Annotated in this window: 12 protein-coding genes; 5 read left to right on the top strand and 7 right to left on the bottom strand. The window is 64.1% G+C overall.

Translation table 11 applies throughout. The features are described 5' to 3' along the window. The coding region (locus tag FS767_RS23075; RefSeq protein ID WP_218571738.1) for a hypothetical protein at positions 1–236 on the top strand (236 nt) is incomplete at its 5' end. Positions 237–310: 74 nt separating this feature from the next. Here the strand turns inward: FS767_RS23075 and FS767_RS20180 are convergent. The 5 genes from FS767_RS20180 to FS767_RS20160 form a co-directional block, all read right to left on the bottom strand. Beyond that, the gene (locus FS767_RS20180; RefSeq protein ID WP_144967752.1) at positions 311–1,465 is read right to left on the bottom strand and encodes an HlyD family secretion protein; all 1,155 of its coding nucleotides are present in this window, start codon (positions 1,463–1,465) and stop codon (positions 311–313) included. Continuing rightward, positions 1,462–3,111: an MFS transporter gene (locus FS767_RS20175; RefSeq protein WP_144967750.1), complete on the bottom strand. Its 1,650-nt coding sequence runs from the start codon at positions 3,109–3,111 to the stop codon at positions 1,462–1,464. The genes FS767_RS20180 and FS767_RS20175 overlap by 4 nt, the downstream gene beginning before the upstream one ends. Before the next feature lie 75 nt (positions 3,112–3,186). Continuing rightward, a complete protein-coding gene (gene uvrA / locus FS767_RS20170; RefSeq protein WP_144967748.1) occupies positions 3,187–5,700 on the bottom strand; it encodes an excinuclease ABC subunit UvrA in 2,514 nt (837 codons plus the stop codon). A gap of 118 nt (positions 5,701–5,818) precedes the next feature. Next, entirely contained in the window at positions 5,819–6,397 is a 579-nt protein-coding gene (locus tag FS767_RS20165) for a hypothetical protein (RefSeq protein WP_144967746.1), read from the bottom strand. Next, positions 6,381–7,067 (bottom strand): HAD family phosphatase, encoded by a 687-nt coding sequence (locus FS767_RS20160; protein ID WP_144967744.1) that lies wholly within the window; start codon positions 7,065–7,067, stop codon positions 6,381–6,383. Before FS767_RS20160 ends, FS767_RS20165 begins: the two co-directional genes overlap by 17 nt. Positions 7,068–7,160: 93 nt before the next feature. Between FS767_RS20160 and lexA the strand changes: the two genes are divergently transcribed. The 4 genes from lexA to FS767_RS20140 are packed head-to-tail and all read left to right on the top strand — an operon-like array spanning position 7,161 to position 12,900. Then, complete coding sequence (lexA, locus tag FS767_RS20155; RefSeq protein WP_178102753.1) at positions 7,161–7,778, top strand: transcriptional repressor LexA; 618 nt, start codon at positions 7,161–7,163, stop codon at positions 7,776–7,778. After that, a complete protein-coding gene (gene imuA / locus FS767_RS20150; RefSeq protein WP_144967740.1) occupies positions 7,778–8,398 on the top strand; it encodes a translesion DNA synthesis-associated protein ImuA in 621 nt (206 codons plus the stop codon). Before lexA ends, imuA begins: the two co-directional genes overlap by 1 nt. 6 nt (positions 8,399–8,404) lie before the next feature. Further along, positions 8,405–9,820: a DNA polymerase Y family protein gene (locus tag FS767_RS20145; protein WP_144967738.1), complete on the top strand. Its 1,416-nt coding sequence runs from the start codon at positions 8,405–8,407 to the stop codon at positions 9,818–9,820. Then, a complete protein-coding gene (locus tag FS767_RS20140; protein ID WP_144967736.1) occupies positions 9,820–12,900 on the top strand; it encodes an error-prone DNA polymerase in 3,081 nt (1,026 codons plus the stop codon). Before FS767_RS20145 ends, FS767_RS20140 begins: the two co-directional genes overlap by 1 nt. Before the next feature lie 21 nt (positions 12,901–12,921). Here the strand turns inward: FS767_RS20140 and FS767_RS20135 are convergent, their stop codons facing one another. Together FS767_RS20135 and FS767_RS20130 are read right to left on the bottom strand one after the other, a co-directional pair. Continuing rightward, complete coding sequence (locus FS767_RS20135) at positions 12,922–13,743, bottom strand: aldo/keto reductase (RefSeq protein WP_144967734.1); 822 nt, start codon at positions 13,741–13,743, stop codon at positions 12,922–12,924. Next, positions 13,731–14,636 carry a LysR family transcriptional regulator gene (locus FS767_RS20130; protein WP_144967732.1) on the bottom strand — a complete coding sequence of 302 codons (906 nt, stop codon included), beginning with the start codon at positions 14,634–14,636 and terminating at the stop codon, positions 13,731–13,733. Before FS767_RS20130 ends, FS767_RS20135 begins: the two co-directional genes overlap by 13 nt. Positions 14,637–14,678: the final 42 nt, after the last annotated feature.

Below are 14,678 nucleotides of genomic sequence, written 5' to 3'. Positions count from 1 at the left end.
CAAGGCTTTCCCTCGATGATCAGTCGAGAACTTTGGCCTGCAAAGAGGCAAAAGTCGAGATACAAGGAGCGGCCTTGTGCCGCGATGGCCGCGCAGCGGCCCGAGTTCATATGTTGCAATTCAAATACTGGGGCCGCTGCGCGGCCATCGCGGCACAAGGCCGCTCCTACACGAAGTGGTGGGTCGCTTCAGTATTAGAATGCAGTCACACCCTGATGAAAGAGACTGATCTATAGAGTGTAGGGTAATACCCAAAGTCCATTCTCGCTAATACGTGACCCGCCCAAAGGGCACACCACTCATCAATCCGCTAGCACCCAGATCCAACACAGGACCGCTGCTCCCCCGTATCGATGCTGACCACCACCGACATACCCGGCCGCAGCCGCGCAGCTTCTGGCTGCCCCGCATCCACCGTGATACGCACCGGTATCCGCTGGGCGATCTTGACGAAGTTGCCGGTCGCGTTGTCCGCCTGAAGCAACGCAAACTCCGAGCCCGTAGCAGGGGAGATCTGTTCGATGTGCCCGTACAGCTTCAAATGGTTCAAGGCATCCACCGTGAAACTGGCCGGCTGACCGATGCGCACGTCGGCCATCTGCGTTTCTTTCATGTTGGCGATGATCCATAAAGTATCGGGCACCAGCGCCATCAGCTGGGCACCTGAGTTGACATAGGCGCCCAGGCGCGTCCCGATCTGCCCCAGCTGCCCGTCCCTGGGCGCAGTGACGCGGGTGTTGTCCAAGTCGATACGGGCCAGGGCCACGGCTGCCTTGGCGTTCTCGACCGCAGCCAGCAGCGCCGCGCGGTTGACGATCACCGACTCGCGATCCTGCCGGGCGATCTCAAGCGCGGCCTTGGCCTGGGCAAGGCTCGCCGCCGCTGCCGCTTCGCTGGCGCGGGTAACATCCAGTTCGCGTCGTGAAACTGACCCATCGCTGATCAGCGCCTGGTTACGCGACAGATCGGCCTTGGCTTTGGTCAACTGCGCGGCGGCGTCATTGATGGCAGCCTGGCGCTGGGCGATGGTCGCTTCGGCGCTCTTGCGCTGCTGGGCATTGTTGGCCAGCGCCGCCTCTTGTTGCTGCTGCTGGGCGATGGCCTGGGCCAGGCGCTGGGTGTAGATGCGGTCATCGAGCTTGACCAGTAACTGGCCTGCCTTGACGTGCTGGAAGTCCTGCACAGGCACCTCGACGATGTAACCACTCAATTGCGGACCGATGATCGTGACCTGCCCGCGAACCATGGCGTTTTCCGTACTTTCGATGGCGCTGCTGAAAGGTGGCAGCCGCCACGCATACAGCACCACCAGCACGCCGACCAGAGCGACACAGCCGAATGTGATGGCAGACAGTATGCGCACCTTGCGGGTGCGTCCAGGTGAGGTCGGCTCGCTGGGTGGCGGTGTGCCTTCCGGCGCTTCGGCGATGGCGGTCGTGGTGGTGGTGCGGGATTCTTCGGTCATCGTGTCGGTGCGCCAAGGGATGGGTCGGTCAGGCGGGCCTGACGTTTGCTGTACCAGAGCCAGGTGCCGCGTATGCAGATCCAGATCATGGTGAGAATAGCGATAGCGCCAATGAGCATGAAGACATCGTTGTAGGCCAGCACATTGGCTTCTCGGGTGGCCGCGCTGGCCAGTTGGCGCATGCCCACTTCAGTACGCAGGGCAGGGTCGGCGATCAGGCGCCCGACGCTTGCACCACCACTTTGAACCCGGGCGGTGACCAGCGGTTCCACGCTGCCCAAGTGGTCCATGAGGTGACTTGAGTGAAATTTTTCCCGCCAGATCTGGAACGTGCCCAGCAGCGCTGCGCCGATCAGGCCACCGAGGTTATTGCAGATGCCGAACAGCACCGAGAAGCTCACCAGGTTCTGCGGATTGGCCCGCACATGGCCGATGCCCAGGGCCATGGAGGGGCCCAGGAAGAACGTACTGCCGAACGCCAATAGAAACTGGCTCAGGTACATCTGCGCAGGGCGGGTCAAGTTGCTCGACGTGCTGTCCATGAAGGCGCCTACCGCCATGGCCAGCAGGGAGATCAGCAACGGTAGGATCAGGTGGTTGGGGCTGATGGTCAGGGCGCTGGTCGCCAACCCGGCGACCGCACCGAGCAGCATGATCCAGTACAGCGAACGCATCTGTTCGCTGGACATGTTGAGCATCTGCAGAAAGCCGACTGCGCCGGTGGATTGTTCGGAGGTGACCATACGGATGAGGATCACGCACAGCCCCAGGCGGATAATGGCGCCGCTGCCCAGCCACCGCGTCATCAGCAAGGGGTTCTCGCGGTTGTGCTCGATCGCCAGTCCACTGAGGATCAGGACGATCGAGCCTGCCAGCGCCATGCCGATCCATGGCGCATCCAGCCACCAGTCGATGCGGCCAAGCGACAAGGCAGCGCAAAGCAGCGCCGTGCCGCTGGCCATCAGGGCGAAGGTTAAAAAATCCAAGGGCTCGAAGGTCTTGAAGCGGTCACCAGGTGGCAGTTTGAGCAGAAGTACGCAGCCCAGGGCTGTCAGCGCCAGCCCCAGTTCGAACAAGTAAAGCCCCCGCCATTCGGCGATCAGCAGCAGGTCTTCTGAAAATATCCGTGCCAGCGGCAAGGCCAGCTGGGAAGCGCCAAGGCCCAGGACCATGGCCTTGAGCCGCCACTGCGCAGGAAAGGCCTGGATCATGTAGTACAGGCCGAGCGAGGTCAGCGCGGCGCCCACCATGCCGTGGGCGGCCCGCACGGCAATGGCCGAGTTGAGGTCGTTGACCAGCAGGTGGGCGAAGGTCACCAGGGCATAGAGCACCAGGAACACTTCGGTGAAGGCACGCAAGCCAAATTGCTGGCGAAACTTGACCAGCAACAGGTTCATGGAAACGTTGGTCATCACATAGGCCGCTGGCAGCCAGGCCATTTCCGCCGTGGTCGCGCCCAGTGCACCTTGCAGAAACACAAGGTTTGCGGTCACCAGCGCGTTGCCAAGCCCGCCGGTGATGGCGACCAGCAAACCGACCAGGCCATAGGCCAAGCGCTTGGCTGGGCTGTGCAGGGGCGTGGACGGCGAACCTGGCAGGGTCGGTTTCTCGTGGGGCAACCACTGGCGGGGTGCGTACTTGTCCATGAACCAGCCTATCTAAGGAGTTGAAAGCGGCCGTTTCTTGGCCGCATGCGCTCGCGTCGACGTCATCCAGCGCTGCTACAAGGCCCGTGCCAGGAAGGGTGCTGTACGGCTGTGCTCAGTCGTGGCTACCTGCTCGGGCGTGCCGCTGGCGACCACCTTGCCGCCGGCATCGCCCGCACCAGGGCCGATGTCAATCACCCAATCGCACTGGGCGACCACGCGCATGTCATGTTCGACCACCACCACGCTGTGGCCGTTGTCCACCAGGCGGTTGAGCTGCACCAGCAAGCGGTCGACATCTTGTGGATGCAGGCCGTTGGTGGGCTCATCGAGCACATACAAGGTGGCGCCGCGCGCCTGGCGTTGCAGCTCGGTGGCCAGCTTGATCCGCTGCGCTTCGCCCCCTGACAACTCCGTTGCCGGCTGGCCCAGGCGCAGATAGCCCAAGCCTATGTCTTGCAGCACCTGAAGCGAACGCCGCGCCGATGGTTGATCCTCAAACACGCTCAGCGCCTGTTCCACGGTCAGGTGCAGCACCTCGGCGATATTCATGCCACGCCAGACAACCGCGAGGGTCTCTGGATTGTAGCGGGCCCCGTGGCAAGTCGGGCAAGGCGCGAACACGCTTGGCATGAACAGCAATTCGACACTGACAAACCCTTCGCCCTCGCACGTAGGGCATCGGCCCTTGGCAACGTTGAAGGAGAAACGCCCGGCATCGAAACCCTGGGCCTTGGCCTGTTCGGTACTGGCGAACAATTTGCGCACATGATCGAACAGACCGGTGTAGGTGGCCAAGTTGGAGCGAGGCGTGCGGCCGATCGGTTTCTGGTCTACCTGCACCAGCCGCTTGATGTGCTCAAGGCCTGCGCTGACGCGGCCCGTGCTCACCTGCTCTGGCTCGTCTTCCAGGTCAGGCTCCTGGGCATCCTGTGGAGCCTCGGCGTGGCCCAGGTGTGCGCCCACCAATTCCAGCAGGGCCTGGCTGACCAGGCTCGATTTGCCGGAGCCCGAGATGCCGGTCACCGCCGTGAAGCAGCCCAGCGGGAACGCTGCGCTGAGGTTGTCGAGGTTGTTACGGGTTATGCCTTCCAGGTGTAGCCAGGCCTGGGGCTCGCGTAATGGGCGGGGTGTCTTGTCCTGTACCTGGAACAGATAGCGGGCCGTACACGATTGCTCGACCAGGGCCAGGTCAGCCGGCGGGCCGCTGTAGAGAACCTTACCCCCGTGCTCGCCGGCGGCCGGCCCTACGTCCACCAGCCAGTCCGCACGGCGCATGGTGTCCAGGTCGTGTTCGACCACGTACACCGAATTGCCCGCCTGCTTGAGGCGCTGCAGGGCTTCGAACAAGGCTTCACTGTCAGCGGGGTGCAGGCCGGCGGAAGGCTCGTCCAGTACATAGACCACGCCAAAGAGCTGCGAATTGAGCTGCGTGGCCAGGCGCAGGCGTTGCAGCTCGCCCGAGGACAGGGTAGGGGTACTGCGCTCGAGCGCCAGGTAACCCAGGCCGAGCTCGAGCAGCGTGTCGATGCGCACCAGCAGCTCACTGGCGATGCGTTGCGCGGCCAGGCGTTTTTCAACGGTCAGGTCATCGTCCTGGGTCAGGTACTCGGCTGCTGCCACCTTGCGCAGTACCTCGGCCAAGGCCTGCAGGGGCAGTTGCGACAGCGCTGCGATGTCCAAACCTGCAAAGGTGACACTCAATGCCTCGGGCTTGAGACGTTTGCCCTGACACGTGGGGCAAGGACTTGGGCGCATGTAGCGGGACACGCGCTTGCGCATCTGCGCGCTTTGCGAGTGCATGAACGTATTCAGCACATAGCGCCGGGCGCCGGTGAAGGTGCCTTGGTAGCTGGGCTCTGCCTTGCGCTTGAGGGCAGCGCGTGCCTGGGCAGGCGTAAGGCCCGCGTAGACCGGCACGGTGGGTGTTTCTTCGGTGTAGAGAATCCAGTCACGCTGCTTCTGGGGCAGGTCGCGCCAGGGTACATCCACGTCATAGCCCAGGGTGACCAGAATGTCCCGCAGGTTCTGCCCTTGCCAGGCCATGGGCCAGGCAGCCACTGCCCGTTCCCGGATGCTCAGCGAGGGGTCGGGGACCATGGTCGCCTCGGTGACCTCGTAGACCCGGCCGAGCCCATGGCACGCGGGGCAGGCGCCTTGAGGCGTGTTGGCCGAGAAATCCTCGGCATACAGCATCGGCTGGTTGGCAGGGTACTGGCCTGCGCGCGAGTACAGCATGCGGATGGAGCTCGATAGCGTGGTGACACTGCCCACCGAAGACCGCGCACTCGGGCTGCCACGCTGTTGCTGCAGCGCCACCGCTGGCGGCAAGCCTTCGATGGCGTCCACGTCGGGCACACCCACTTGATCGATCAGGCGCCGAGCGTAAGGCGCCACCGATTCGAAATAGCGGCGCTGGGCCTCGGCATACAGTGTTGAGAAAGCCAAGGACGACTTGCCGGAACCCGACACGCCGGTAAACACCACCAATGCGTCGCGCGGTACATCGACATCGACATTCTTCAGGTTGTGCTCGCGCGCACCCCGTACACGAATGAAACCGCTGAAGGCAGGTGTGTCGCTTGGCATGTGGCTGTCCTTGCTTGGCAGTTGGGTCGGGAAGACATAGCAGGCAATCGATCACGTGTGTGGCCTGCGGTCCAATGGAGATCGCACGCTGTAGGACGCTTCAAGCGGCCAGGAGGTTCTACCGGGCAGCCTGCGAGCTGAGCGGAGCGTGGCCATCGACCTGGACGCACACCTGCCGGTCGCCCACCGTTTTGCAGGGCCAATGATCATTGATATAGGCATCCGGGGTGAAACACACCCGATCATCGTTGACCCAGAACATGTGGCCGCTCGATCCGGAGAGACGCAATTGGGCGCACGGCCGATAGTCCTTGATCATGAGCGTTGCCGTGCTCACTGCAATCATCACCGGGGCCGCGATGCACATCGCCATGAGGGTGACCTGAAAGGAGCGGAGCTGGAAACGGTCAAGCCTGGACCCCCGCGGCGGGTCGAACTTACGGCCGGTAAAAAGGCCGATAATGGCGGCCAGGACCACGATGGGCGTCAACGGAATCACACCGATCATGAAGAACGCCTTGAACGAAGTCTCGACGACCGGGGCATTGCGGTACAGGCGGCCAAAGACCGGCAGCACATCCACCCAGATGGCATACATCGCCAGGCTGCACACTGCGACCATGCCCAGTCCCAGCCCCAGCGCTACGCAGCGAAACAAAAGCGGGCTGCGCAGGTGAAGTTCAGCCTGCTGTTTCATCGCTTCCCGCCGGCGCCCTGTCCGTGCCCAATAGCGCCCATAGGCGCGCATCTTCGAAGTTATCGATGACCAGGCGCGCACCTGCCTCGATCAAACGTTGTGGCGTCTGGGTGGTGGCAAGGCCGACTGTGAAGATCCCGGCAGCGTTGGCTGCCCGAACGCCCGGCAGCGAGTCTTCGAAAGCCAACGCCTGGTCGGCATGGGCCTGTAGCCGCTGCAGGCCGGTCAGGTAGGGAAGCGGGTCGGGTTTGGGCTTGGCCAGTTCATCGGCAATCACCACGTGGTCGAACCTGTCGCTCAACTTCAGGCCTGCGAGCATGTGTTCGGCATTGAGCCGTGGGGCGTTGGTTACCACGCACATGCCTACGCCGTGGGTGCTGGCGTGATCGAGCAGGCGAATAAGCCCAGGCAGCGGCTCGAGCTTTGGCGACATTTCACGGAAAAGCGCTTCCTTGCGCTCAGCCAGTGCCTGGCACTGCGAGGCACTGGCGCCTTCGAACAACTCGGCGAACAGTTCGCCATTGGCCCGGCCACTGATCTGGGCATCGAACTGGTCCTGGCTCAATTCGCGGCCATCGTACTCATGCAGTAGCTGGCGAAAAGCCTGTAAATGGAGGGTATCGGTGTCTGTGAGGGTGCCATCGAGGTCGAACAGCAAAGCATTGAACATCAGGATTTCCCAGTCAGGTACGGGGTGGCCAGACGATGATAACCAATGACGACGACGAAGGGGGCTGGTCAGCGTGCTCCGGAAAGAGTACAAATGTGCTCCATGGACACTCTAACCCCCAAGCGCCGCGCCATTTTCGATTTCATTCGCGAGCGCATCACCGAACAAGGCCAACCGCCTAGCCTGGCCGATATCGCCACGCGCTTTGGTTTTGCCTCACGCAGCGTGGCCCGCAAGCACATCACCGCGCTGTGCCAGGCAGGCTACATCGACGTCACCCCCAATCAGGCCCGCAGTATTCGCCTGGCAAGGCCGTTACGCCGGCCTGAAATGCTGGAACTGCCGGTCCTCGGGCAGGTAGCGGCCGGTGCGCCGATCGGGCCGGACCTGGACATCCACGAGCAATTGCTGCTCGACCCCAGTCTGTTTCGCCGCACCCCCGATTACCTGCTCAAGGTGCGTGGGGACTCGATGATAGGTGACGGCATCCTCGACGGTGACCTGGTCGGCATCCGCCAGCAGGGCGATGCGCGGGACGGGCAGATCGTGGTCGCTCGACTGGACGGCGAGGTGACCATCAAGCGCCTCCAGCGCCTGGGCGAGGGCTATCGGCTGCTGCCGCGCAACCCGGCTTATGCGCCGATTGACGTAGGGCCGGGCCAGGATCTCTTCATCGAAGGCATCTTCTGTGGCCTGGTGCGGCGCGACTGATGGGCGCGGTCGTCGATCTGGACAGGCTGCTCGACCAGCGTCGGGTGTGGCGCGGCCGTCAAGCCCAGGCCCGGCCACAGGGCCTGCAACCGACCGGGCATGCCAGCCTGGACGAACGCCTGCCCGAAGGCGGCTGGCCGGCGGCGGCGCTCAGCGAATTGTTGCTCGCCCGCCCTGGCAGCGGCGAACTGCAACTGCTCTGGCCCACCCTGGCGCGCCTGAGCGGCGAGGGCGCACGCGTGGTGTTGGTATCACCTCCCTTCATCCCTTTTGCACCCGCCTGGCAGGCGGCGGGCATCGACTTGCGCTGGCTGTTCCAGGTCGACGCGGGCACCACCGACACCCTGTGGGCCGCCGAGCAATGCCTGCGTTCGGGCAGTTGTGCCGCTGTGGTGTGCTGGCCAGAACGCGCCGACGACCGCGCCTTGCGCCGCTTGCAGGTCGCGGCGGAAACCGGGCAGGCCCTGGCGTTCGCCTGCCGCGGGCAAGCGGCCATGCACAATCCGTCGCCTGCGGCATTGCGCCTGGCCATCGACGTACGCCCACCCCAGTGGCGGGTGCTCAAATGCCGTGGCGGCATGCCGCCGGCCCAACCGATCGCGTGTTCAAGGCAGGGATGATGGATCATGTTGTGGGCCTGCATTCTATTTCCGCAGCTTGCGCTGGACAGCCTGCTGCGCGAGCGCGACGACCGTGACGCACCCCTGGTGCTGCTGGGTGGTCCCCGTCAGCGCCGGGTCCTGCAATCGGTCAACCCAGCGGCCGCCGCCCTGGGGCTTCGCGCCGGCCAAACCCTGACGGCAGCCCGTGCCCTGGCTGACGGCTTCACCTGCCTTGAAGTCGACCCCAGGCGCATCGATGCATTGCAGCAGTTGCTGGCCGCCTGGGCCTACCGTTTCAGTGCCCAGGTCAGCTTGCACTACCCGCGAACCTTGTTGCTGGAGGTAGGGTCCAGCCTGCAGTTGTTCGGGCCGTGGCCAGTATTGCAGGCGCGCCTGCGCCAGGAACTGTCTGCGCTGGGCCTGCGTCAGCGCATCGTCCTGGCCAGCAACCCGGCGGCTGCGCGCATGCTGGCCAATGCTCACGATGGGTTGGCGTTGGAGGATGCCGCTTCGACCCGTGCGGCGTTGGCCGAAATGCCCATCGACCGGATCGGCCTGCGACCGGAGGATGCCCAGGCCTTCAGCCGCATGGGGTTGCGCCAGCTCAATCATGTGCTGGCGCTGCCGCGTGATGCATTGGCCAGGCGCTTTGCTCCCCAGGTGCAGTTGCACCTGGATCAGTTGCTGGGCATGCGCAACCTGGGCCTTGCGTTCTTCGAACCGCCCGATCGTTTCGACGCGCGGTTGGAGCTGAACTTCGATGTGGAGTCGCATCAGGCGCTGTTGTTCCCATTACGTCGCCTGCTGACCGACCTGGCCGCGTTCCTGGCGGGGCGCGACTGTGGTGTCCAGCGTTTCAAGGTGTACATGGAGCACGCGCAGGGCCCTGACACCCAGCTCGACGTTGGATTGTTGGCTGCAGAACGCGACCCGGCCATGTTGCTGGAATTGGCCCGTGGCAGGCTGGAACTGGTGCGCCTGAAGGCGCCGGTGCGTAACCTGCGCCTGGTGGCCGAGGATTTGCCACCGTTCGTACCTCAACACAAAGCGTTGTTCGACCCGCGTGCCCAGCAGGCCCAACCGTGGGAGCAACTGCGCGAACGCTTGCGTGCACGCCTGGGTGACCAGGCCGTGACGGGGCTCAGTGCCTTGGCGGACCATCGTCCTGAACAAGCATGGCAGGCCAATGAAATCGGCCAGTGGTCCAGCCTGTGCGTTGCACCCGGAAGCCGTCCTGGCTGGCTGCTGGCAACCCCCACGGTGCTCGAAGAGCAGGCGTACCAGGTTCAGGGGCAGGCCGAGCGCATCGAGTCCGGTTGGTGGGACGGCGCGGACGTGCGCCGTGATTACTATCGCATCGAAACCCGTGAGGGCCTGCGTGGGTGGGCCTACCGCGACCTCGGCCAAGGCGGCCCGCTGTGGCTGCAGGGCTGGTTCTAATGAGCGGCGTTGGCTACGCCGAGTTGCATTGCCTGAGCAACTTCAGTTTCCAGCGCGGGGCTTCAAGCGCCGATGAGTTGTTCCGCCGGGCTCGCGAGCAAGGCTACCAAGCCCTGGCCATTACCGACGAATGCACGTTGGCTGGCATCGTGCGCGCATGGCAAGCGGCGAAAGAGCAGGGTGTACGGCTGATCGTCGGCAGCGAAGTGCAACTGCAGGACGGGCCCAAGCTGGTGCTGCTGGTGCAAGACCTGCAGGGCTACCAGAACCTTTGCGCCTTGATCACCCGTGCGCGGCGTCGGGCGTCCAAGGGGAACTACCAGCTATTTCGCGAGGACCTGCCTGCGCACAGCGCGGGCCTGTTGGCATTATGGGTGCCTGATGATATTGCCGATCAGGCGGTGGGCGAGTGGTTGAGGGAAGTCTTCGAGCACCGCCTCTGGCTGGCCGTGCATCTTCACCGCGGTGTCGATGACGACCAGCGCCTGGTGCGTCTGCGCGCATTGGCGACGGCCTTGGGTGTGCAGGCGGTGGCGTGCGGGGACGTTCACATGCACGTGCGCGGTCGGCGCGCCCTGCAAGACTGCATGACGGCCATTGGCCGACGGTGCCAAGTGGCTGAGGCAGGGCGCTTCCTGTACGCCAACGGCGAACGTCATTTGCGTACCCCTGCCCAACTGGCCGAGTTGTATCCTGGCGACTTGCTGGCCCAGACCTTGGTGATAGCCGAGCAGTGCCGTTTCGACCTCGCCGAGCTGCGCTACCGCTATCCCGAAGAACTGGTGCCCGACGGGCATACCCCTGCCAGTTGGTTGCGTCAGCTGTGCGAACAAGGGTTGCCGCTGCGCTGGCCCCAGGGCCCGAGCACCCAAGTCCGCCAAGCCCTCGATCGGGAGCTGGCCTTGATCAGCGAACTGGGCTACGAGAGTTACTTCCTCACCGTCCACGACATCGTGGCCTTTGCCCGTGAGCAGCACATCCTGTGCCAGGGGCGCGGCTCTGCAGCCAACTCCGTGGTGTGCTTCGTGCTGGGGATCACCGAGCTGGACCCCATGAAGCATCGCTTGCTGTTCGAGCGCTTTTTGTCACGCGAGCGCAACGAGCCGCCGGATATCGATGTGGACTTCGAGCATGATCGGCGCGAGGAAGTCATCCAGTATGTCTTCAGACGCTATGGTCGACACCGCGCGGCGTTGACAGCGGTGGTCAACACCTACCACGCCAGTGGGGCGGTACGCGATGTGGCTCGCGCATTGGGGCTGCCAGCCGACCAGGTGGACGCCCTGGCCAAGTGCTGCGGCCGCTGGAGCGACCGCATCCCCGATGAGCAGCGTCTGAACGAGGCGGGGTTCGATGCAGGCAGCCCGGTGCTGCGGCGCATCCTGGTGCTGGCCGGTGAGCTGATCGGTTTTCCCCGGCACTTGTCGCAACACCCAGGTGGCTTCGTCATCTCGCAACAACCCCTCGATCAGCTGGTGCCCGTGGAAAACGCGGCCATGGCCGAGCGTACCGTGATCCAGTGGGACAAGGATGACCTGGACATGGTTGGCCTGCTCAAGGTCGATGTGCTGGCACTGGGCATGCTAAGTGCACTGCGTCGCTGCTTTGCGCTGGTACAGCAGCACCGTGGGCGACACTTGACCCTGGCCACCGTCCCTGCCGAAGACCCGGCCACGTACGCCATGATCAGCCGCGCCGAGACCATGGGCGTGTTCCAGATCGAATCCAGGGCGCAAATGGCCATGTTGCCGCGCCTGCAGCCCAGAACCTTCTACGACCTGGTCATCGAGGTCGCCATCGTGCGCCCTGGTCCCATCCAGGGCGACATGGTCCATCCTTACTTGCGCAGGCGCCTGAAGCAGGAACCGGTGACGTACCCATCGCCCAAGCTCAAGGCGGTGTTCGAGCGCACCCTTGGCGTGCCGCTGTTCCAGGAGCAGGTGATGGAGTTGGCCATGGTCGCGGCGGACTACAGCCCCGGTGAGGCCGACCAACTGCGCCGCAGCATGGCCGCGTGGAAACGCCACGGCGGGCTGGAGCCGCACCGCGAGCGGTTGCTCGACGGCATGCAGCGCAATGGCTACGAACTGGCGTTCGCCGAACGCATCTTCGAACAGATCAAAGGCTTTGGCAGCTACGGATTCCCCGAATCCCACGCCGCCAGTTTTGCACTGCTGTGTTATGCCAGCAGTTGGTTGAAGTGCCACGAACCGGCCATCTTCACCTGCGCGCTGGTCAACAGCTGGCCGATGGGGTTCTACAGCCCCGACCAACTGCTCCAGGAGGCTCGCCGCCAGGGCATTGAGGTAAGGCCGGTGGACGTATGTCACAGCCAGTGGGACTGCACGCTTGAGCCAGGGCCTGGGGGTGAACTGGCAATCCGCATGGGCTTGCGCTTGGTCCGCGGCCTGGCCGAAGCCGATGTGCGCCGGCTCGAACAGGCAAGGGCGATGCAGCCTTGGCGAGACGTCGAGGACCTGTGCCTGCGCGCGGCCCTGGATGAGCGCGCCCGGGCTCGTCTGGCGGATGCAGGCGCCCTGGTCGCGCTGGCCAGGCACCGGCACCAGGCACGCTGGGAAGTGGCGGCGGTACAGGCGCAGCTACCTTTGTTCGCCGACGTGCAGGCGGCCCCCGAGCAGCCGGTCGACCTGCCGGCGCCTACCGTCGGCGAGGACCTGGTGGCCGACTACCAGACTTTGGGCACGACCTTGGGGCCGCACCCATTGACCTTGCTGCGATCCCGTCTGCGGGCACTGGGGTGTCGCAGTTCCGGCGAGCTGCAAGGTGTCGAGCACGGCGACGCCATCGCCATGGCCGGGCTGGTGGTGGGCAGGCAGCGGCCACAGACCGCCAGTGGTGTGACCTTCGTCACGCTCGAGGATGAGTTCGGCATGGTCAACGTGGTGGTGTGGCGGGACCTGGCCGAACGGCAGCGGCGTGCGCTGGTCGGCGCCCGGCTGATGAAGGTCAGTGGCCGCCTGGAACAGGAAAATGGCGTGCGCCACCTGGTGGCCAGACGCCTGGAGGATGTCAGCGTGCTGCTGCAGGGGCTGGACGTACGCAGCCGGGATTTCCACTGACCCCCCGCAGCACAGCCTCGCTTACACCATCGCCAGGCGCTGCTTGCGGGTAGGCGCCTCGAATGCCTGGTCGATGGCGTTCAGGTCATCGGCGGTCAAGTTCAAACGCGTTGCCTCGGCATTGAGCCTGACATGCTCGGGCCTCACAGCTTTTGGAATCGCGATGACGCCGTTGTGGCGCGTAACCCAGGCCAGGCAGACCTGGGCCGGGGTAGCACCATGGTCGTTGGCGATTTGCTCGAGCACGGGGTGTTGCAGCAAACGCCCTGCCTGGGCCAGGGGGCAATAGGCCATGATGGGCAATCCATGCTGCACCGACCAGGGCAGCAGGTCGAATTCGATCCCTCGTTGTGCAGGGTTGTAGAGCACCTGGTTGGTGGCACAATCGGCGTTGTCCAATTCGCGAAGGTCATCCACGTCGAAGTTGGACACGCCCCAACGCTTGATCTTGCCAGCCTCGCGCAGCCGCTCGAAAGCGTCCACGGTTTCGTGCAACGGGTACTGGCCGCGCCAGTGCAGCAGGTACAGATCGATGCAGTCGGTACCCAGGCGCTTGAGGCTGCGCTCGCAGGCGGCCTGCGTGCCGTGCTGGCTGGCGTTGTGGGGGTACACCTTGCTCACCAGAAATACCTCGTCCCGACGCCCGGCGATGGCCTGGCCCACCACCTGTTCCGCGCCACCCTCGGCATACATCTCGGCGGTGTCGATCAGGCGCATGCCCAGGTCGATGCCTTGTTGCAAGGCGGCGACTTCGGCCGCCCGACGGCTCGGGTCTTCGCCCATGTACCACGTACCCTGGCCAATGCTCGGCACGTTGGCGCCTGCCAATTTCACGTCACGCATGTTACCTCCGGTGGGTGGGTATTGTTCAGTAGAACATCCAGCAGCGCCTGGGCTGCCGTGGACAATGTGTGCTCGCGCAGGGCTATCACGCCAATGCGCCGTTCAACGGCAGGCTCGACCAGGGGGATACAGCGGGCCCCCAGCTCCTGCATCTGGGTAATGCACAGCGCCGGTACCGCGCTGACGCCTAGACCGCTCGCGACCATGCGGCCAACGGTTGCAAGCTGATGGCTTTCGAAAGCCACAGCCAGTTTGCCGTGCTGCACCGCCACGTTCTGCTCGAGCAACAGGCGCACGGCAGAAGGACGCTGCAGCGCAACGAAATCCTCGGCAAGAAGCTGCGCCCAACTGATTTGCGCAAGCCGGGCCAAGGGCGAGTCAGCCGGCACGACTGCAACGAACCGGTCGAGGTACAGCGGGTGAAAGTGCAAGCCCTCGACATTGTCTGGCTCAAAGCCGATGCCCAGTTCGACGCGCCGATGCCTGACCAGTTCCTGTACCTGTTCATTGATGACGTCGTGCACGGTCACGTTGACCTTGGGGTAGCACTGACGAAAAAGCTTGAGGGCCCCTGGTAACAGGTTGCCGGCAAAGGAGGGCATTGCCGCCATGGCCACCCGGCCCAGTTGCAGGGTGAAGCGCTGGCGCAGCATTTCCTCGGTGTCGTCCCAGTCAGCCAGCAGGCGACGGGCCAGCGGCAGCAGTACCTCGCCTTCTGCCGTCAGGCTGACGCTACGTGTGGTGCGGCTGAGCAGGGCGCCGCCCAGGTTCTCCTCCAGCGCCTTGATGGTCAGACTCAGTGCGGGCTGTGAGATGTGCAGGTGCTCGCCGGCCTGGGCAAAGCTCTGGAACTTGGCCACGGCGACGAAGGCGCGCAGTTGCTTCACATTCATGGGAATCGCCTATGCTTTGATTTGAAGTGTTTATCAATCGAT

It is taken from the genome of Pseudomonas sp. DE0010 (genome assembly GCF_007680745.1).
GTDB lineage: Bacteria > Pseudomonadota > Gammaproteobacteria > Pseudomonadales > Pseudomonadaceae > Aquipseudomonas > Aquipseudomonas parafulva_B.
This window is presented reverse-complemented; position numbering and strand designations above follow the sequence as displayed.